The sequence below is a fragment of the Pseudomonas sp. UBA7500 genome, from assembly GCF_002478435.1.
Classification (GTDB): domain Bacteria; phylum Pseudomonadota; class Gammaproteobacteria; order Pseudomonadales; family Pseudomonadaceae; genus Aquipseudomonas; species Aquipseudomonas palmensis.
In genome coordinates this window covers 185,602-203,980 of the sequence record NZ_DLNW01000001.1, presented here as the reverse complement: position 1 = coordinate 203,980, position 18,379 = coordinate 185,602, and the positions used below count along the sequence as shown (strand labels likewise).

17 protein-coding genes, 3 tRNA genes and 1 riboswitch are annotated in these 18,379 nt (G+C 64.8%); of the genes, 10 read left to right on the top strand and 10 right to left on the bottom strand.

The features are described 5' to 3' along the window. Window positions 1-115: 115 nt before the first annotated feature. Window positions 116-421, bottom strand: coding sequence for a DUF6388 family protein (locus B4I46_RS00895; RefSeq protein WP_229589432.1), 306 nt, complete (start codon window positions 419-421; stop codon window positions 116-118). Window positions 422-647: 226 nt separating this feature from the next. On the opposite strand from B4I46_RS00895, the gene B4I46_RS00890 reads away from it, so the two are divergent. The 3 genes from B4I46_RS00890 to B4I46_RS00880 all read left to right on the top strand — a co-directional run bounded on the left by B4I46_RS00890 (window position 648) and on the right by B4I46_RS00880 (window position 4,089). Beyond that, window positions 648-2,477 (top strand): SLC13 family permease, encoded by a 1,830-nt coding sequence (locus B4I46_RS00890; protein WP_100633184.1) that lies wholly within the window; start codon window positions 648-650, stop codon window positions 2,475-2,477. A gap of 149 nt (window positions 2,478-2,626) precedes the next feature. After that, a complete protein-coding gene (locus B4I46_RS00885; protein ID WP_043864497.1) occupies window positions 2,627-3,145 on the top strand; it encodes a sigma-70 family RNA polymerase sigma factor in 519 nt (172 codons plus the stop codon). After that, window positions 3,142-4,089: a FecR domain-containing protein gene (locus tag B4I46_RS00880; RefSeq protein WP_043864498.1), complete on the top strand. Its 948-nt coding sequence runs from the start codon at window positions 3,142-3,144 to the stop codon at window positions 4,087-4,089. The genes B4I46_RS00885 and B4I46_RS00880 overlap by 4 nt, the downstream gene beginning before the upstream one ends. A 13-nt stretch (window positions 4,090-4,102) precedes the next feature. Here B4I46_RS00880 and B4I46_RS00875 read toward each other — a convergent pair whose 3' ends face one another. The 6 genes from B4I46_RS00875 to B4I46_RS00850 are packed head-to-tail and all read right to left on the bottom strand — an operon-like array spanning window position 4,103 to window position 11,039. Continuing rightward, entirely contained in the window at window positions 4,103-4,867 is a 765-nt protein-coding gene (locus B4I46_RS00875) for an ATP-binding cassette domain-containing protein (RefSeq protein WP_058541308.1), read from the bottom strand. Further along, on the bottom strand, window positions 4,868-5,878 hold the full coding sequence (locus B4I46_RS00870; protein ID WP_054915286.1) for a FecCD family ABC transporter permease: 1,011 nt from the start codon (window positions 5,876-5,878) through the stop codon (window positions 4,868-4,870). Next, window positions 5,875-6,657 carry a heme/hemin ABC transporter substrate-binding protein gene (locus B4I46_RS00865; RefSeq protein WP_286898085.1) on the bottom strand — a complete coding sequence of 261 codons (783 nt, stop codon included), beginning with the start codon at window positions 6,655-6,657 and terminating at the stop codon, window positions 5,875-5,877. The genes B4I46_RS00870 and B4I46_RS00865 overlap by 4 nt, the downstream gene beginning before the upstream one ends. Before the next feature lie 50 nt (window positions 6,658-6,707). Further along, a complete protein-coding gene (locus tag B4I46_RS00860; RefSeq protein WP_088515232.1) occupies window positions 6,708-7,652 on the bottom strand; it encodes a ChuX/HutX family heme-like substrate-binding protein in 945 nt (314 codons plus the stop codon). A 28-nt stretch (window positions 7,653-7,680) separates the two neighbouring features. Next, complete coding sequence (locus tag B4I46_RS00855; protein ID WP_286898081.1) at window positions 7,681-8,613, bottom strand: ChaN family lipoprotein; 933 nt, start codon at window positions 8,611-8,613, stop codon at window positions 7,681-7,683. A 17-nt stretch (window positions 8,614-8,630) separates the two neighbouring features. Next, window positions 8,631-11,039 carry a TonB-dependent receptor gene (locus B4I46_RS00850; RefSeq protein ID WP_286898079.1) on the bottom strand — a complete coding sequence of 803 codons (2,409 nt, stop codon included), beginning with the start codon at window positions 11,037-11,039 and terminating at the stop codon, window positions 8,631-8,633. A 268-nt stretch (window positions 11,040-11,307) separates the two neighbouring features. Between B4I46_RS00850 and B4I46_RS00845 the strand changes: the two genes are divergently transcribed. After that, a complete protein-coding gene (locus tag B4I46_RS00845) occupies window positions 11,308-11,493 on the top strand; it encodes a hypothetical protein (RefSeq protein WP_054915290.1) in 186 nt (61 codons plus the stop codon). A gap of 100 nt (window positions 11,494-11,593) precedes the next feature. Then, window positions 11,594-11,986 carry a RidA family protein gene (locus B4I46_RS00840; RefSeq protein ID WP_274096690.1) on the top strand — a complete coding sequence of 131 codons (393 nt, stop codon included), beginning with the start codon at window positions 11,594-11,596 and terminating at the stop codon, window positions 11,984-11,986. A gap of 99 nt (window positions 11,987-12,085) precedes the next feature. On the opposite strand, the gene B4I46_RS00835 is transcribed toward B4I46_RS00840, so the two are convergent. From B4I46_RS00835 to B4I46_RS00825, 3 genes are all read right to left on the bottom strand, one after another. Beyond that, window positions 12,086-12,170, bottom strand: a tRNA-Leu gene (locus B4I46_RS00835). 53 nt (window positions 12,171-12,223) lie between these two features. Then, window positions 12,224-12,299 (bottom strand) — tRNA-His (locus tag B4I46_RS00830). Window positions 12,300-12,340: 41 nt separating this feature from the next. Further along, window positions 12,341-12,417 (bottom strand) — tRNA-Arg (locus B4I46_RS00825). Window positions 12,418-12,702: 285 nt separating this feature from the next. Between B4I46_RS00825 and folD the strand changes: the two genes are divergently transcribed. From folD to ctlX, 5 genes are all read left to right on the top strand, one after another. Beyond that, the gene (gene folD / locus B4I46_RS00820) at window positions 12,703-13,557 is read left to right on the top strand and encodes a bifunctional methylenetetrahydrofolate dehydrogenase/methenyltetrahydrofolate cyclohydrolase FolD (RefSeq protein ID WP_054915292.1); all 855 of its coding nucleotides are present in this window, start codon (window positions 12,703-12,705) and stop codon (window positions 13,555-13,557) included. A 137-nt stretch (window positions 13,558-13,694) separates the two neighbouring features. Then, window positions 13,695-13,897: riboswitch (cobalamin riboswitch) on the top strand. Between the two features lie 121 nt (window positions 13,898-14,018). Then, window positions 14,019-15,953, top strand: coding sequence for a TonB-dependent receptor plug domain-containing protein (locus tag B4I46_RS00815; RefSeq protein ID WP_054915293.1), 1,935 nt, complete (start codon window positions 14,019-14,021; stop codon window positions 15,951-15,953). 98 nt (window positions 15,954-16,051) lie between these two features. Then, window positions 16,052-16,393: a (2Fe-2S) ferredoxin domain-containing protein gene (locus B4I46_RS00810; RefSeq protein ID WP_043864507.1), complete on the top strand. Its 342-nt coding sequence runs from the start codon at window positions 16,052-16,054 to the stop codon at window positions 16,391-16,393. After that, window positions 16,390-17,316, top strand: coding sequence for an ABC transporter substrate-binding protein (locus B4I46_RS00805; protein ID WP_043864508.1), 927 nt, complete (start codon window positions 16,390-16,392; stop codon window positions 17,314-17,316). The genes B4I46_RS00810 and B4I46_RS00805 overlap by 4 nt, the downstream gene beginning before the upstream one ends. A 133-nt stretch (window positions 17,317-17,449) precedes the next feature. Further along, window positions 17,450-18,367 carry a citrulline utilization hydrolase CtlX gene (ctlX, locus tag B4I46_RS00800; RefSeq protein ID WP_054915323.1) on the top strand — a complete coding sequence of 306 codons (918 nt, stop codon included), beginning with the start codon at window positions 17,450-17,452 and terminating at the stop codon, window positions 18,365-18,367. The last annotated feature ends 12 nt before the right edge of the window (window positions 18,368-18,379 follow it).

Genomic DNA, 18,379 nt, shown 5'->3' with positions numbered 1-18,379 from the left:
AGCCTCTTGCCTGGGCGCCGGAACCCGCCGTTGAAGGCGTTGCGGCCTGACCGGCGGGCATCCCGATGCCCAGAGGAGGCTATGGAACAGAAACTTTTCAACACACTACCGCGCCTCAGGGCGCAGCATCTTCAATTTCGTTGAACTCGCAGTATTCCTGCCAGCTCAGGCCCAATGTCTCGGCCACTTCGCGGTGCACTTCAAGACGCATCTCGCGCAGTTGTTCGGGCGACTCGGCAATCAACTCCAGGGTCAATTCCCAGGATTGAAGGCCACGCTCCTGCGCCTGGTCATCGAACGCCCACTGGATCTGCTGCTGTTGCTCGTGGGCATTGAGCCCGGCTATCTCTTCGAGCAACTGCGGGTTTGCCTGGGCAAATCGCTCTAGCGCGACCGCCTGGCGTGATTCTTTTGCAATCATGGTGCATTCCTTCCTGCGGCCGATAACCCGGCCACTGCTTCAACCGCCTGAAATCTATCAGCTTTGGCTTATTTGTCACTAGCCAGGGTGACATCGGCGACAGGTGAACAGCAGAATGCCGCGCACCTTAACATCCGGCCCTGTGCCACCCAAGCGCTGCAGCAAATCAACAAACGGCCGCCCGGTTTCTGCCAGACTCACCGGCGTCTTCTTTTCGGATACCTGCATGAATCACGAATTGTTCTGGGTCCTTGGCCTGCTGTTCAGCGCCGTCGCGCTGTTTGTCATCAATCGCCCGCGCATGGACGTGGTCGCGCTGCTGGTGATCGTCGCCCTGCCCCTGCTCGGCATCCTGAGCGTGCAGGAAGCCCTGGCCGGCTTCAGCGACCCCAACGTGGTGCTGATTGCCGCGCTGTTCGTGATCGGCGAAGGGCTGGTGCGCACCGGCATCGCCTACCGCATCGGCGAGTGGATGGCCGAACGCGCCGGCAACAGCGAAACTCGCCTGATCGTGCTGCTGATGGTGTCGGTGGCAGGCCTGGGCTCGGTGATGAGTTCGACCGGCGTGGTGGCGATCTTCATCCCGGTAGTACTGAGCATCGCCGCACGCATGAAGGTGTCGCCCAGCCGCCTGATGATGCCACTGGCCTTCGCCGGGCTGATCAGCGGCATGCTCAGCCTGGTGGCCACGCCTCCCAACGTGGTGGTGCACAGCGAGCTGGTACGCCACGGTGAAACCGGTTTCAGCTTTTTCAGCTTCACCCCTTTCGGCCTGGTGATCCTGGTGCTGGGGGTGGGCTACATGCTGCTGACGCGCAACTGGCTGGGCAGCGCGACGCGCAAGGACGGCAGCACCGAAACCCGCCGCACCCTGCTCGACCTGATCATCGACTACAAGCTGGCCGGGCGTGAACGACGCCTGCGGGTCAGGCCCCATTCGCCGCTGATCGGCCACAGCCTGAGCGAGCTGAAGCTGCGCACCGAGCACGGTGCCAACGTGGTCGGCATCGAGCGCCAGCACAAGTTCAGCACCCGCGTGATCAGCCCCGACTCCAGTACCCTGGTGCACGAAGGCGACGTGCTGCTGCTTGACCTGTTCTCGCCCAAGGACGACCTGCGCAGCCTGTGCCAGACCATGCGCCTGGAGCCTCTGCACTTCAAGGCCGCCTACTTCATCGACCAGTCGCGCGAAGTGGGCATGGCCGAAGTGGCGCTGCCACCGGGCTCGCAGTTGATCGGCAAGAACCTGCTGGAGCTGACGTTCCGCAGCCGCTGGGGGCTGAACGTGGTGGGCCTGCGTCGCGACCAGGCGGCCATCGACGAGCAACTGGTGGAAGAAAAGCTCAAGCTGGGCGACACCCTGCTGGTGATCGGCACCTGGAAGGCGATTCGCCAGCTGCAGACGCAACCGCGAGACTTTCTGGTGCTGAGCCTGCCGGCGGAAGTGGACAACGTGGCCCCGGCCCTGAATCAGGCGCCTTATGCGCTGATCAGCCTGGCGGTGATGGTGGGCCTGATGATCAGCGGCCTGGTGCCCAACGTGATCGCCGCGCTGATCGGCTGCCTGCTGATGGGCGCCAGCCGCTGCATCGACATGGAGAGCGCCTACCGGGCGATCCACTGGCAGAGCCTGATACTGATCGTGGGCATGCTGCCCTTTGCCCTGGCGTTGCAGAAAACCGGAGGCATCGCCCTGGCGGTGGACGGCCTGGTGGGCGTGCTGGGCGGTGCCGGGCCCTACGTGATCCTCGCCACGCTGTTTGCGATCACGGCGTTGATCGGGCTGTTCATTTCCAACACCGCAACAGCGGTACTGATGGCGCCGGTTGCGATCACCACCGCACAGCAACTGGGCGCATCGCCCTACCCGTTCGCCATGATCGTGGCGCTGGCCGCATCCGCCGCGTTCATGACGCCGGTGTCGTCGCCGGTGAACACCCTGGTGCTGGGGCCGGGGCAGTATCGCTTCGCCGACTTTGTGAAGGTGGGGGTACCGTTCACGATCCTGGTGATGATTGTGAGCGTGGTGATGGTGCCGTGGATTTTTGCTCTGTAGACGGCGGTGCTGCCTTCGCCGGCCATGCCGGCTCCTGCAGGAGCCGGTTTGGCGGCCACAACCCACTAACAATAACAATAACAATTATCATTTGAGAAATAATCTCGTTATACTCCGCAGCCTCATCAGCCCTGCACCGATCGCACTCGATGGAATCCAGCCCACACGCCCCTGCCAGCGCCCATGCGTACCTGCAGACGCTGTACACCGATCACCATCGCTGGCTACGCCAATGGCTGCGCAACCGAATGGGTTGCCCGGAGTCGGCGGCTGACCTGGCCCAGGACACGTTCCTGAGCATCCTGGCCTCCAAGGACCTGTTCAGCATCCGCGAGCCGCGCTCGTTCCTGTCCACCGTGGCGCGGCGCCTGATGGCGAACGTACACCGGCGCCGACTGGTGGAGCAGGCCTATCTCGAAGCCCTGGCCAACCTGCCCGAAGCCGTGGAGCCCTCGCCCGAGGTGCGCACCCTGGCCCTTGAAGCCCTGACCCTGCTGGACAGGCTGCTCGACGAGCTGCCGGCGAAGGTCCGCGAAGCGTTTCTGCTGTCGCACCTGCAGGGTCTGAAAATCGCCGAGATCGCCGAGCGCCTGCAAGTCAGCACACGCTCGGTGAAGCTGTACCTGGTGCGCGCCAACCAGCACTGTTTTTTTGCGCAGCTGCCATGAGCACACCGCAACCGGCCTTCAAGCCCCGCACCACCCGTGAGGCTGCCCACTGGCTGACCCTGTGGATGGACGGCGACCTGCCGCCCGAGCAGGCCCAGGCCTTTGCACGCTGGCGCGCCGCCGACCCGGACAACGAACGCGCCTGGCTGCATATAGAAAGCCTGCGCGGTCGCCTGGCCGGGCTGGAACCCACCGCCGGCTACCGCAGCCTCAGCCACGGCGGCGGCAGTCGTCGGCGGGTGGTCAAGGCATTGCTGCTGCTTGCCCTGGCCGGCGGCACCGGCGGCCTGGCCTACCGCGAGCCCTGGCGCAGCGGTGCGGGCCTGGCCTACCACAATGGCGCCAGCGCCCCTCGACACATCACCCTGGCAGATGGCAGCCAACTGACCCTGGATGCCGACAGCACGGTGGAGGTGGACTTCACTTCCACCCAGCGCACCGTGCACCTGCGCAGTGGGCGGCTGCTGATCAATACCGGGCATGATGACGCGCAGCGCCCCTTCAGCGTGAAGACCGCCCAGGGCAGCGTCCTCGCGCTGGGCACCCGGTTCGTGGTGCAGGTGCAGCCCGAGCGCACCGATGTGCAACTGTTCGAAGGCGCGCTGAAACTCAGCCCGCTGCACACCACGCCGCAGCGGCTCAGTGCAGGTGAGCGCACACGCTTTACTGCCGTGCGCATCGACGACAGCACCCGGGTGGGCCGCGAGCCTTCATGGGGCGTAGGCGCACTGGAGGCCGACGACATGCGCCTGGGGCACTTCATCGCCGAACTGTCGCGCTATCGCCCCGGCCTGTTGCGCTGCACCAGTGAAGTGGCCGACCTGCGCATCTCGGGGGTCTACCCGCTGGCCGACAGCGATGCGGTACTCGACGCGCTGACCCAGTCGCTGCCGGTCAGCATCAACCGGCGCTCACGCTACTGGGTCACAGTCAGCGCCCGCTGAGGGAACTGGCCACTCAGCACGCCAGCTCGATGCCCACCGCGTGCCCGGGCCCCGCCGTTACACTGACCTGAGCCCCGAACACCGTCTCGATGGTATGTGCATTCAGTACCTGTGCGGGCGTCCCGCTGGCGCACAACCGGCCCTTTTCCATCAGCCACAGCCGGTCGCAGTAGCGCGCCGCCAGGTTGAGGTCATGCAGCACGCACACCACCGCGATATGTGGCACGCGGGCCAGCCGGCGCAACAGGCGCATCAGATTCTGCTGCTGGCCGATATCCAGCGCGCTGGTGGGCTCGTCGAGCAGCAGCAGGCGCGGCGCCTGGCCCTCGGTGGGGCCCGCAGGGCTGATGGCCAACTGGTTCAGCGCGCGGGCGATGGTCACCCGCTGCAACTCGCCGCCCGACAGCGACAGCACGCCGCGGTCAAGCAGATGAGTGATGTCCATGGCCTCGACGATGCCGGCGCACGGCAACCCCGCATGCCCCTGGCCCAGCTGGATGAATTCGCCGACCTGCCAGTCGAACGCACTGTCCATGTGCTGGGTGACCAGGGCACGGTTGCGCGCCAGCTGGCGCGGTGAATAGGCGCTCAACGGCTGATCGAGCAGCCGCACTTCGCCGCAGTCGGGCGTGATATAGCCGGAGATCAGCGACAACAATGTGCTTTTGCCTGCGCCGTTGGGGCCGATCAGCCCCAGTAGCTGGCCGCCCTGTATGGCCTCGGTGACCGGGCTGAGGGCAAATGGCCGATGCAGGCCGACAGCGAGAAGATCGAGCATTCAGAACTCCCGGACCTTGCGGCCCAGCAACAACCAGAGAAAGTACGGCCCGCCGATCACGCTGGTGACCAGGCCGACCGGAATCTCGGCAGGGCTGACCAGGCTGCGCGCCAGGGTGTCGGCAAGTAGCAGCAGAATCGCCCCGCACAGCATCGAGGCCGGAATCAGCAGACGGTGGCCCGGCCCGAAGTACAGGCGCAGGCAGTGCGGCACCAGCAGGCCGATGAAGCCGATGATGCCAGTGAGTGCGACGCACAGGCCCACGCCCAGCGAGGAGGCCAGCACAATGCGATTTTTCAGGCGCTCGGCATTGAGCCCCGCCGCATGGGCAGACACCTCACCCAACTGGAACAGGTCTAGGTCGGCGGCGCTGCGCACCAGCACCAGCAAGGTCAACGGCAACACCACCAGCGCTACGCTCAGGGTCGACCACTCGGCACTGCCCAGGCTGCCCATGCCCCACAGGCTCAATTGGCGCAACTGTTCTTCGCTGGCCATGAAGGTCAGCATGCCGCCCACCGCGCCGGTCAGGGTATTGATCACCAGGCCGGCCAACAGCAGGGTGATGGTCGATTCACGACCTTTGTAGCCGCGCCCGATGCGGAAGATCACCAGCGTTACCAACAACGCCCCGACAAACCCGGCCAGAAACTGCCCATACAGCTCCAGGCCGGCAAAACGCCCATTGAACAGCACGATCCAGATCGACACCGCCAACCCCGCACCGCTGGCCTGGCCCAGCAGCGTGGGGTCGGCCAGCGGGTTGCGAAACAGCCCCTGCATGGCGGTGCCGCCTGCTGCCAGGGTCGAGCCCACCAGCACCGCCAGCAGCAGCCGCGGCAGGCGTACCTCGCTCCACACTTGCCATTCCAGCGGCGCGGGCAGATGGCCCAGCAGGATGCGCGGCGACAGGCCGATGCTGCCCACCAGCGAACACAGCGCCAGCAAGGCGCACAGGCCGGCCAGCATCAGCAACAGCGTCGGCAATGAGCGGGTGTGCGAGCGCGTCATGGGAACAGCGCCCCGGCATCACGGCGCAGTTGCAGCATGGCCGCCACGGTGCGTGGGCCCAGGTTGAGCAGCGCCTGATCGTCCACCTGCACCAGGCGCCGGTGCTGACCGGCCGGGGTCAGCGCCAGGCCGCCGAGCTTCCACAGGTTGTCCTCGCCGCCCAGGGCCTGCAACCCGGCGCGGCTGATGATCACGAAATCCGGTGCAAGCGACACCATCGCTTCGGCCGCCACCTGCTTGTAGGCACTGAACGGCGCGCAGTTCTCGATGCCCGCCTGCTCCAGTGCGGCATGGGCTTCGGTGCCGCGCCCCATGATCAGCGGGATCATGCCCGCTCGATTGAAGATGAACAGCGCCCTGGGGCCCTTGAGCGGCGCCAGTGCAGCCAGCTCGGCGGCCAGACGTTGCTGCTCTGCAACCAGCGGCGGGCTCAGGGTTTCACGGTCGAAGGCCTTGGCCACCTGTTCTATCTTGCGTGGGATATCGGCGATGCGCTTGCCCCTGGGCACTTCGATGACCTCGACGCCCACGGTATCCAGCTGGCGCAGCACCACGGCCGGACGCGCCGCATCGCTGAGCACCACCCGCCGCGGATGCAGGCTCAGGATGCCTTCGGACGACAACTGGCGCAGATAGCCCACCGACGGCAAGCGAGCCACTTCGGGTGGGTAGTGACTGGAATCGTCACGCCCCACCAACCGCGAAGTGGCCTGCAACTGCGCGGCAATCTCGGCCAGGTCGTTGCCGATGACCAATGTGTCGGCATGATCGGCATGCACGGGCGCTGTACCTATTAAAAGAAGCAGGCACACACTCAGCAGCCGAGCGCTCATTGCCCCGCCTCCAACCGATCGAGCAACTCGCGCCAGGCTGGCTGTTCGGGCTGCCCGGCAGGGCGACGCCCGAACAGTTGCACGATCAGGCGCTGCTCGGCATCGAAGATCTCCAGGCTGTTGACCCCGCCTACGGCATTGGGTTTGTACACGCGCCAGGCTTCGGCTTCGACGGTGTCACGTATGCCGAAACGGGTTGGTGCGGCGTCACCGTCACCCGGCATGTCGAACACCAGGCTGTCGCCCTGCCGCGTGGCGCTGTCGAGCTTGCCGGTGTAGATCTGCGTGGAGCCGGGGCTATAGATGAAGACCATCAGTTCCAGCCCGCTGTCGGCCAGTTGCCCGAGCAGCGCCGCAGTGCCCGCGCTGCCGATACGCCGGGCAAACTGCGGGGCCACGCCCTGGTTGCCCTGATAGCGGGTCAGGCCATGACGCTTGAGCAGCGCGAAGTGGTCATGCACATCCCCCATCGCCGCCCAGTCGTCGACCAGCCCGGCGACCTGTACATCTTGTTTGACCAGCGCCTCGCGCGGTGTGAAGTGCGGCTGCTCCAGGCTGCCCTGGGCATACAGCTCGGCCCACGCCTGCAGGTTCGAGCCGGGTAGCGACGCCAGGCGCAACAGCGGCGCGGCATGCCGGTCGAACACCCGCAGCTCGAAATCACCAGCGGCCTGGCCACGGGTGAGGCACAGCCAGTGCCAGGCGCGCAGGTTCAGGCGCAGGTCCAGGCCATCTTCGCCAAGCACCAGACCGACCTGGGCAACATCGTCCGACCGTGGGAAGCGCCCCACCTGGTCGAGGAATGCATGACTGGCCTGGGTCATGACCCTCAGCGGGCCAAGGTGATACAGACGGGCCGCCACTTCGGCGGCAGGCAGGGCGAGGCTGAGGCAGTCTTGCCCAAGGCGTTGGCGGAGGTCGCTGGCAGTAATAGCAGGCATGTGGGGATTCCTTGTGAGCAGAAAAGGTTCAGTGAAGGGCTGGCTGCAAGGGTGCGTCGCAGCTGGCAGCCGCCGGGGCAAGCGCAACACCGTCGCCGTCCTGGCTGGGCAGCAGCCACACGAAGTCGGCATCCTGCACGGCTGGGGCCTGGCCCTCCTCCCCCAGCACCAGCACCTTCAAACCGGGATCGCGCGCGCCATGCCTGAGGTACTGGGGCGCGCCCTGGGACTTGAGGGTGTGCAGCACACCGGCGAACAACAGGCGCGGGGCCGGCGCGGCGTCGAGCACCTGGGCCATGCGCCGGTCGCGACCGTGCTGAATGGCGAGCATGGCGTTCAGTCGCGGCAGGTCGATCTCGCCACAGTGCATCTGCACGATGCGCTGACGTTGCACCTCGGCGATTGCCGCTTGCGGAAACAGGCTGGCCGCATCCGCAGGCGCGTCGGCTGCCACCTGCTTGCGTTCGCGGGGAGACAGGTTGCCGGCCAGCACCGGGGCCGGGGCCTGCATCAGTGCCTGCATCAACGGGCCGTATTGCTCCCAGCTCCAGCGCTCATCCCACTGCATGATCTTGCGCAGACGCGCCAGCCGCACGCGGTTGCCTGCGCCCAGCCACGCCTGCACATCGCCAACCGGGCGCTGCTGATCGCTATCGAGCATCTCGAGCACCACGGCGCCTTGCTGGCGCCGCTCGGCCAGGCCGGTGGCCAGCCACTGCTCGATCAGGTGATGAGCCACGTTGTCGTGGGTCTCCCCCACCATCACCGTGGGGGCTTGCGCCAGTACGTCGAGCAATTGCCCGGCATCGATCTGCTGGCCGCTGCGCACATCCACGATCGCGCCCCAGCCGGGGATGTTGGCTTCGACACGGGCATAGGCGGTCTGGGCCGGCGGCGTATTGACCGTGGCGCAGCCGACGAGCAGGGCAAGGCATGCCCCAAGCAGGCAGTTCGTGTACATGAGAGGGTCCTGTGGGGTCAGTATTCGAACGTGACGCCGAACGAGGTGGTACGCCCACGCCCGGTACCGCGGTCCAGTGAGGCGGACATGATCGAGTCCACCGAGGCGTTGTAGCTGTAGGTCTTGTTCTCCACGTTCTCGACGTTGAAGAACAGGCTGACGTTCTGCTGCACCTGCCAGCTGCCGTAAAGGTCCCAGATCACGCCGGTGGACTGTGTCTTCCTGGTTTCGTACCAGTCCCAGCTTTCTTCGGCAGGGCCGGAGTACTCGCCGCGGGCGCCGAGCACCACGCGCTCGTCGAACCAGCGCGTGCCCAGGTCGAGGGTCCAGTAGCGGTCGGGCTGGCTGTTGATGTCTTCGAGTTCGATGCCCGAGGTGGTCGGCGCCTTGGTGGTGGCGCGGGTCCAGGAGAGATTGGCGTAGACGAAGCCTGCGTCGTAGCGGCCCTCGATCTCGTAGCCGCTCATGCGCACCTGCTCGGGCCAGTTGACCCAGTTGGCCTTGGCCGAGTATTCGCCGTCGTCATCGACGATGTCGAACGACTGCGGGGTGATATAGCCGTCGATCTTGCTGATGAAGCGGTTGACCTTGAGCTGGGCGTAGTCGTTGCTGCTGAACAGCCCGGCGCGACTGAGATTGAAGCCGAACTCGTAGTTGGTGGAGCGCTCCTGGCGCAGGTAGGGGTTGGCCCCCACGCCGTCGGCATCGCTGGCGTCGGCGGTCATCGGTACCTTCTCGAAGAACATCTCCTGCACCCGCGGTGCACGCGAGGTGCGCGACCAGCTGGTATAGAGCTGCATCCAGTCATAGGGCTTTACGGCAAAGCCGATACGCGGGTTGAAGCTGTGCTCGCGGCGGGTGATGTCCACATCGCCCCCGCCGATAGCCGCGCACTCGCGCAAAATCGAGCACTTGGGCACGTGGCCGCTGACCTTGTAGCCGTCGTAGTGCATGCCCAGGGTCATGGCATAGATGTCGTAGTCCAGCTCCAGGGTACTGAACAGGCTTTCGGTCTGCTGCTTGCCTTCGGGGTTGGCCCCGCGTTTTTCCGGCGTGTCGGCAACGAAGTCGTCGGTGTAGTAGCGCATGCCGTTGCTCCAGCTCGCTTCCACCGGGCCGAGGTTGAAACGGCTGAGGTTGGTGAAGTCGAAACCGTGGGCATCGTCGTGGGTCTTGCGGCCGATGAAGGTGGATTCCTCCACCGGCGGGTAATCGAGCTGGGTCTTGTTCTGGTAGGCGTTTACCGTCAGGTTCACCCATTCGTTGTAGGGCGTGTAGGCGTACTTGGCGCGGTAGGTTTCGTTGCGCAGTTCCCATGGGTAGTTGTGGTAGAACTCGTTGCGGTACTGCACGCCGCTGAGGTCCAGGCGGTGCAGGTCGTTGGGCTGCAGGCGCACCTTGAGCAGGCCCGAGGGCGGGCTCTGCTTGGTGGTGTCGTAGTGGTTTTCCTGGCCGGAGCTGGTCTTGTATTCGCCGGTTTGCGAACTGCTGGCGGCGGCGACGATGCCGTACACGCCTTCGCTATCCTCGGGACGGGTTCGTGCGCCAGCGGCGAGCATGCGCGTGTTGCCGTAACCGTTGTTGCCGGTGCGGTAGGTGCTGCGCACACCCACGCGGTGATCAGGCTTGACGATGTCGTCGATATCGAAGGTGCGGAAGTTGGCGGTGCCCCCCAGGGTATTGGCACCTTCGGCGCCGTCCACCGCGCCGCGCTGCACATCGACACCGGCCAGCAGGTTGGGGTCGACGAAGGCCATCGGCCCGCCCGAACCGTGACCGGCGTTGTTGCGGAAGGTCTGGGTCACGCCGTCGATCATGGTGTTGACCCGCCCCAGGCCCGACAGCCCGCGGATGTTCACCGAAACCCCGGGCTGGCTGCGTGAATGCAGGGTGTAGGTACCGGGCATGGAACGCACCAGGCTGTTGAGGTCCTGGCGTTCGGCGTGCACTTCGCGGCTGCTGCGGATCACGCCCGGGCGCTCGCCCAGTGCGTTGACCAGCGTGGGGCCCACCTCCAGCGCGCTGCGGCTCTGTTCCTCGGCGCGCAGCACGAAGCTCTTGTCCTTGAGCTGCACGATGCGCAGCCCGGTACCCATCAGCAGCAGGTCGAAGGCTTCCTTGCGGTTGTACTCGCCATCCAGGCCCTGGGTCTGGCGCTTGTCGGTCAGCTCCGGGGCAAAGGTCAGCATCACGCCGGTGGCGCCCGCCAACTGATTGAGTGCGGGCGCCAGCGGGCCTGCCGCAATCTGGTAATGCTTGCGTACAGCTGCGTGCTGAGCGGTGGGCGCCTCCATGGGCGCCGCCATTGCAACGCTGGCACCACTGACGGCAAGCGCCAGCACAGTAAGCGCGCCCTGCGCCGCCTTGAAAACACGGTGCCTGTCGGGCTGCTGGCCTGGATTTACGGTCGGCGCGATGCGTTTCACGTGAAGCTCCCTGGAACGTTGCAATGGTCTTGCAATAGAGGTCACGTGAGGCAGCCAAAAGGGGAAATGAAAATCAGTATTATTTTTAAAATCATTCATCAGCATGCGCGCGGATAAATGTTGGAACAGTTCTGCCCGTGGTGTTCACGCGCCTACGGCGCAAAGGACGCTATGCTTGCAGGGCCTTCCGTTGACGAACGGTGCCACAGCACCCCCACACGGAACGGCCGACTCGAGTGGCAGGGAGGCCGTGATAAAGGAACCGCACATGGAAAAATACCGATTGGCCGCTGCGCAGCTCGACGAGAGCCTCAGCAGAATTCGCGAACAACGCGATCACCTCCTCGCACTGGGGGAGGCGGAGCAAGCCGCTCCACTCACCAGAATCCTCAACATCGTTCGACTGGAGCTTGAGTTGTCACCGGTAGGTGGGCCCAAGGCGACCAGGCATTGACGCGAGGGCACTGAAACGCGAAAGCCACCTTGATAGGTGGCTTTTCTGTTCTATAGAGTGGCGCGTCGCTTGATAGCCCTACTCCCCTGGACCCTGCCCCATGACTGATCACCAGATTATCGTCCCCGACGAGATGAAATTGCTTTGCGAGCGTGCTGGTTATGCCCCCGCGGTAAAGGTGGGCAGCACCCTGTACTGCGCCGGGCAGGTGGGTCGAACGCCGGAGCTGGAGGTGATTGAAGACCCGGAGCAGCAGTTTCTGGCGGCCTGGGAAAACCTTCGCCTCGTGCTCGCGGCGGGCGGTTGCGGGTTTGACGACGTGGTCGAAATGACGACCTATCACATCGACATGCAACGCCATATGCCGCTGTTCAGGAGCGTGAAGGACAAGGTCTTTCCAAGGGGCACCTGCGCATGGACCTGCATAGGCGTCAGCGAACTCGCCCGACCAGGGTTGCTGGTGGAGATCAAGTGCATTGCGGTGCAGCGGTAGGTGCGGGTAAGGAGTAGAAGCCCAGAAACGAAAAAAGCCGCTCAAGGCGGCTTGTTCCGGGCTTCAACGCACTTCAGCGAAGGGCGGTGAAAGCATCTATGGTGCGGACGAAGAGACTCGAACTCTTACAGCTTGCGCCGCTGGAACCTAAATCCAGTGTGTCTACCAATTTCACCACGTCCGCGTGGAGCTTTTAAAGCAAAGGCGCCGGATTTTCATCGGGCGCCTTTTAGAATATGGGGTGGACGATGGGGATCGAACCCACGACAACAGGAGTCACAATCCTGTGCTCTACCAACTGAGCTACGCCCACCATATTGCTTTACTGCTTTTACTTGTGCCAGCTGCCTGTATTGGCGCACCCGGCAGGACTCGAACCTGCGACCATCCGCTTAGAAGGCGGATGCTCTATCCAGCTGAGCTACGGGCGCATATTTAATCTGCTTTCTGTTAGGATTACAAATTAACTTTTAGTCATACCGAACAAGCTATCAAAACCACTTATTCTGCCTGACCTTGCTAACCAGTGCTAGGCTCTGCCCGACAAGTGCGATGAATGTTATAGACGAGCGGCAAAGTCGTCAACACCTTTTTGAAAAAAATTCATTTTATTTAAGGGGTTAGGGGAATTGCCAGACCAAGCGCCTTTGCCCTGCGCCCCGGTCATGCGAGAATGCGCGCTCTTTTTATTCCCTCTCGATGGTTAATCACGCGTCATGACTGCACAACTTATCGACGGCAAGGCGATCGCCGCCAGCCTGCGCCAGCAGATCGCCCAACGTGTCGCGCAACGTCGCGAGCAAGGCCTGCGCACCCCCGGCCTGGCAGTGATCCTGGTAGGCAGCGACCCCGCCTCCCAAGTCTATGTTTCGCACAAGCGTAAAGACTGTGAAGAGGTCGGCTTCAACTCCCAGGCCTATGACCTGCCCAGCGACACCACCCAGCAGGCGCTGACCGACCTGATCGACCGCCTAAATGAAGACGCCGACATCGACGGCATCCTGCTGCAACTGCCACTGCCGGCGCACCTGGATGCCTCGCTGCTGCTCGAGCGTATTCGCCCCGACAAGGACGTGGACGGTTTCCACCCTTATAACGTAGGCCGCCTGGCCCAGCGCATCCCGCTGCTGCGCCCGTGCACCCCCAAAGGCATCATGACCCTGCTGCACAGCACCGGTCAGGACCTGTACGGCATGAATGCGGTGGTAGTGGGCGCCTCGAACATCGTCGGCCGCCCCATGGCCATGGAGCTGCTGCTGGCCGGCTGCACCGTGACCGTGACCCACCGCTTCACCAAGGACCTGGCCGGCCACGTCGGTCGCGCCGACCTGGTGGTGGTGGCTGCCGGCAAGCCGGGGCTGGTCAAGGGTGAATGGATCAAGGAAGGCGCCATCGTCATCGACGTGGGCATCAACCGCCAGGAAGACGGCAAGCTGGTGGGCGACGTGGTCTACGAGACCGCCCTGCCCCGCGCCGGCTGGATCACTCCGGTGCCAGGCGGCGTCGGGCCGATGACCCGGGCGTGCCTGCTGGAGAACACCTTGTATGCGGCCGAAGAGCTGCACGGTTGACCCCGCTGGATTTAAGTTCCAGCGGCGCTAGCCACTAAAGGAACGGCACCTGAGAAGGTGCCGTTTTTTTTGGCCTGGAACAAACGCATGCTCGTCAGCAAAGGCCGTCAGGTTGACGAACGGTCATGACAATGGTCAGATGCGGCCCAGTTTCAGGTGCCTGCTGCCGCCGTGCAGCAGGTGAAACGGGAAGCCGGTGCGTCTTGCATGACTAGTCCGGCGCTGCCCCCGCAACGGTAAGCGAGTGAAGCATCCAACAGGCCACTGTGCGCAACGCATGGGAAGGCGGATGACTTCGAGCCTCGCAAGCCCGGAGACCGGCCTGCAAACCCACGACTGTTGAAAGGATGCGTTCAGTCATTTTGGCAAACCTGCGGTGGGCGGGCACGAGCCGGTATTCTGGCGCGCGTTCGCCGGAACCCTCCTGTGCGCTTCCCGAAAAATCCTTTTTCGAGAAGTAGATGAAGACACGTCGTTTTACCCTGATCGGTTGCCTGATCGGCAGCCCGGCCCTGGCGGCCAGCGAACCCCTGACCCTCGACCAGCAGATCGTCTCCGCACCCTCGGTGGAGTCCACCACGGTGGCCGAGATGGCGCGCTATGGCAGCAAGGTGGAGGTCGTGGACCGCGAACAGATCGAGCGCGCCGGCCCCAGCGCCGACATCACCCGCGTGCTGCAGATGTTCGTGCCCGGCCTGTATGTGGCGCCCAAGCAGGGGCCGTTCGACTATGGCACCTATTCGCTGCTGGGGGGGCGCAACGACGACACGCTGATCATGCTCGACGGGGTGCGCCTGAACAACCGTCTCTACGGCGGCATCTATATAGACACCCTGCCCGCCGCCGCCATCGAGCGCATCGAGGTACTCAAGGGCGGCCAGAGCCTGCTGTTCGGCACCCAGGCCGTGGCCGGGGTCATCAACATCGTCACCCGTTCGGCCCATAGCCGCGACCCCTCGGGCCAGGTCAACCTGGGCGTCGACAGCTTCATGGGGCGCAACGGCGATGCCCGTATCGAGCGCATCTTCAGCAACGGCCTGGGCGACCTGGGGCTGTTGGCCTACGTCAGCCACAACGTGTCCGAGGGCTACCAGCCCTACCACAGCAGCCAGATCACCTCGACGGTCAGCGACAAGAAGCGCAGCTACGAGGTCAACACCTTCGGCGCCAAGGCCGCACAAAGCCTGGGCGATGACAGCCGCCTGGAGCTGTTCTACCAGTACAGCGCCGCCAACCTGGACTTCCTGCGCCCGGACGCCAACCGCCGTACCACCAACGACCGCGTGCAGCAGATCGCCACGGCCACCTTCGAGCAGCGCCTGAACCCCGACTTCAGCTACTTCGTCAAAGGCCACATGAACGATTGGGATACGCGCTACACCCGCATCTACAACAACACCGACGGCAGCACCCGCACCCTCAACCACGACGACTACTGGGGCTTCAGCGACTGGGGCATGCAGGCCGAAGGCAAGGCCGTGCTCCCCGGCGAGCACACCCTGGTGTTCGGTACCGACAACCAGTGGTTCAAGGGCAAGGACGACGTGCTCAAGATCGATAACAACCAGGCCGAGGCCCATGCGCTGTATGTGCAGCTGCGCCCTGTCATCGACGCCCTGCCTGACTGGCACCCCAGCATCGGCGTGCGCCGCGAGCACCTGAGCGGCGGTGACAGTGCCACGGTGGGCATGCTCACCTCGCTCTACGACCTGACCGACCAGCTCAAGCTGCGCGGCCAGTTCGGCACCGCCTACAAGCTGCCCAACGCCGAGCAACTGTACGTCAACGAACCGGGCGACGAGATGGGCAACCCCAACCTCAAGCCGGAGAAGAGCCGCAATGCCGAACTGGGCCTGGACTACACCGGCCTGATCCAGGGCCAGCCTTACAGCCTGAGCGGTACGCTGTTCACCCGGCGCATCGAGGACCTGATCACCATCGTGGATGCACAATGGGTCAACGGCGATGGCGAGATCCAGGTGCGCGGCGTCGAGGTCAACGGGCAGTTCCAGCTCAGTGACCGCTGGCAGCTGGCGGCAGACATGACGCGCAACCTGAGCGAGTCGCGCAACGGCGCCACCCTCAACAACATTCCCGGGTTCTTTGCACGCAGCCGGCTGGGGTACGAGTCGGGTGACCGAATGTGGGGCGCAGGCGCGGCGGTGCGCTACATCGGCACGGTAAAAAGCCCGCGGGATGTGGACTACGGGCATTACACCGTGGTGGACGCCGATGCCTACCGCTACCTGGACGGCGCCCGCCAGCATCGCCTGAGCCTGCTGCTGGAGAACCTGCTGGACCGCGACTACACCACCAGCATGGACAGCGGCGCGCGCAAGGTGCAGAACCTGGGAAGGCCGTTCACCAGCGAAGTGCGTTACACCTACAGCTTCTAGAAGCAGCGCGGGTCAATCCCGCTCCCACAGGTGACAGATGAGCCTGTGGGAGCGGGCTTGACCCGCGAAAGCCGCACCACGGACTCAAGGACAAGCCCATGCCCATCCCCAGCAAACCCGAGTGGTCGCACATTCCCGCCCACGCCCGCCACGTGATGCTGTGCACCGGCCCGCGCTGCACCCAGCGCGGCGCGCAGCAGGTGTGGAAAGTGGTGCGCAACGAACTGCTCGCCGCCCAGCGCATGGAAACCGCCGACGGCGTGCTGCTGACCCGCACCCACTGCCAGTTCCCGTGCAACCTGGGCCCGGTCGCCACCGTCTACCCCGAGCGCTGCTGGTACCGCATCGCCAGCGCCGACGATGCCCGCCGCCTGGTGCGCGAGCACCTGGTCGCAGGTACCCCGGTCAGCGCACTGCTGCTCAATGGTGATACCCCATGACGCGCCTGCTCTGCCTGCTGTTGTGCCTGCTCGGCACCACGGCCCACGCCCAGACCTACCGTAACTGCGGCCAGGACTGGACCCTGCCGCACGCCCCGCCGCAGCGCATCCTGGCGCTCAACCAGCATGCCGCCGACCTGCTGCTGGCCCTGCAGGTCGGCCCGTCGCTGGTTGCGGTGAGCTACATCGATGACGACCCCGAGGCGCTGGCCTCCCGGCGCTACCGCGGCGTGCCCCTGCTGTCGCGGCTGTATCCCTCGCCGGAGGTGTTCTATGCCCAGCGCTACGACCTGGTGGTCGGCGGTTTCGCCAGCGCCTTTCGCGATGGCGTGGGCGCCCGTACCCACCTGACCCGCAATGGCATCGGCAGCTATCTGCTGGAGAACGCCTGCGACCCGCGCCCGGCCTCCGGTTTCGCGGCCATCGAAGACGACCTGCGCAGCCTGGGCAAGCTGCTGCAGCGCGAACCCCAGGCCGCTCGGCTGATCGCGCAGCAACGAGCAGACCTGGACCGCGCCCGCCAGCTCGCCGCGCAGCATGCCCCGCTTTCGGTGTTCTACCTGGACAGCGAGCACCAGGGCCTCGACAGCGAGGGCAGCCGCGGCTTCATCACCCAACTGATCCAGGTTGCCGGTGGGCGCAACCTGTTCGCCGACGTCGACCTGCACCGCGTGACCGTCGACCCCGAAACCCTGCTGCAACGCGACCCGGACGTGATCATCCTGGCCGACGCCGTCTGGTCGCCGGCCCGGCGCAAGCGCGAGTACCTGCACAACCACCCGGCCCTCTCGAAGTTGCGTGCGGTGCGCGAGGGCCGGCTGATCGACCTGCCCTTCACGCACCTGGTGGCAGGCGAACACAGCGCCCGTGCTGCCGTCGCGCTGGCCAACCAGTTGCGTGACATGGCCGAGCACCTGCCCTGAACCGGCACAGCCGATTACGCTGCAATACCCCGCTTTTCAGCTTTCCCCGCTGAGCGCCCCGCGCGCTTCAGCCGGGATTGCAGCGCCACTGCATCGACAATAGACGCACTGCCAACCCCGGATGCGTGCCTCGATGCAAACCACCAATACAGTCTTGATGATCCGCCCCGCGCGGTTCGCCTTCAACCCGGACACCGCACTCAACAACCGCTTCCAGCAGCCTGCACTGGACCCCGACCAGGCACAGCATAAAGCGCTGGAAGAGTTCGACGGCTATGTGGACACCCTGCGCCAGCATGGCGTCGAGGTGCTGGTGGTGCAGGACACGCCGGCCCCGCACACGCCTGACTCGATCTTCCCCAACAACTGGTGGAGCAGCCACGCCGACGGCAGCCTGGTGCTCTACCCGATGGAGGGCCACAACCGCCGCCTGGAACGCGACAAGGGCGTGCTGCAGGTGCTCGCCGACCGCTTCAGCATTCACAACACCATCGACCTGAGCCCGCTGGAGCAACAGAGCATGTTCCTGGAAGGCACCGGCAGCATGGTGCTCGACCGCGAACACCGCATCAGCTACGCCTGCCACTCCGGGCGCACCCACACCGAAGCACTGCGCCAGTTCGCCGACAGGCTCGACTACCGCCTGTGCCTGTTTCACGCCGTCGACCGGCACCGGGCGCCCATCTATCACTGCAACGTGATGATGAGCGTGGGCCGCGGGCTGTCGGTGGTGTGCCTCAAGGCACTGCCCGATGCCGACGAGCGCCGTACCCTGGAACACAGCCTGCGTGCCACCGGCAAGGACATCCTGGCCCTGGACTTCGACCAGCTCGAAGGCTTCGCCGGCAACATGCTCGAAGTGCACGACAAGCAAGGCCAGCCGCTGCTGGTGATGTCGCGCAGTGCCTGGCGCTCGCTGCACCCCCAGCAGCGCCGCCAGGTCGAGCGGCACACCCACCCGGTGGTGGTGAACATCGACAACATCGAACGCATCGGCGGCGGCAGCGCGCGCTGCATGCTCGCCGAAGTGCACCTGCCGGTGCGCAATTGACCGACCACAAGA

What these genes read in the sequence shown, in the direction of transcription:
- B4I46_RS00895 (WP_229589432.1), bottom strand. Translation starts at nt 421, where the DNA reads ATGATTGCAAAAGAATCACGCCAGGCGGTCGCGCTAGAGCGATTTGCC.
- B4I46_RS00890 (WP_100633184.1), top strand. Translation starts at nt 648, where the DNA reads ATGAATCACGAATTGTTCTGGGTCCTTGGCCTGCTGTTCAGCGCCGTC.
- B4I46_RS00885 (WP_043864497.1), top strand. Translation starts at nt 2,627, where the DNA reads ATGGAATCCAGCCCACACGCCCCTGCCAGCGCCCATGCGTACCTGCAG.
- B4I46_RS00880 (WP_043864498.1), top strand. Translation starts at nt 3,142, where the DNA reads ATGAGCACACCGCAACCGGCCTTCAAGCCCCGCACCACCCGTGAGGCT.
- B4I46_RS00875 (WP_058541308.1), bottom strand. Translation starts at nt 4,867, where the DNA reads ATGCTCGATCTTCTCGCTGTCGGCCTGCATCGGCCATTTGCCCTCAGC.
- B4I46_RS00870 (WP_054915286.1), bottom strand. Translation starts at nt 5,878, where the DNA reads ATGACGCGCTCGCACACCCGCTCATTGCCGACGCTGTTGCTGATGCTG.
- B4I46_RS00860 (WP_088515232.1), bottom strand. Translation starts at nt 7,652, where the DNA reads ATGCCTGCTATTACTGCCAGCGACCTCCGCCAACGCCTTGGGCAAGAC.
- B4I46_RS00855 (WP_286898081.1), bottom strand. Translation starts at nt 8,613, where the DNA reads ATGTACACGAACTGCCTGCTTGGGGCATGCCTTGCCCTGCTCGTCGGC.
- B4I46_RS00845 (WP_054915290.1), top strand. Translation starts at nt 11,308, where the DNA reads ATGGAAAAATACCGATTGGCCGCTGCGCAGCTCGACGAGAGCCTCAGC.
- B4I46_RS00840 (WP_274096690.1), top strand. Translation starts at nt 11,594, where the DNA reads ATGACTGATCACCAGATTATCGTCCCCGACGAGATGAAATTGCTTTGC.
- folD (WP_054915292.1), top strand. Translation starts at nt 12,703, where the DNA reads ATGACTGCACAACTTATCGACGGCAAGGCGATCGCCGCCAGCCTGCGC.
- B4I46_RS00815 (WP_054915293.1), top strand. Translation starts at nt 14,019, where the DNA reads ATGAAGACACGTCGTTTTACCCTGATCGGTTGCCTGATCGGCAGCCCG.
- B4I46_RS00810 (WP_043864507.1), top strand. Translation starts at nt 16,052, where the DNA reads ATGCCCATCCCCAGCAAACCCGAGTGGTCGCACATTCCCGCCCACGCC.
- B4I46_RS00805 (WP_043864508.1), top strand. Translation starts at nt 16,390, where the DNA reads ATGACGCGCCTGCTCTGCCTGCTGTTGTGCCTGCTCGGCACCACGGCC.
- ctlX (WP_054915323.1), top strand. Translation starts at nt 17,450, where the DNA reads ATGCAAACCACCAATACAGTCTTGATGATCCGCCCCGCGCGGTTCGCC.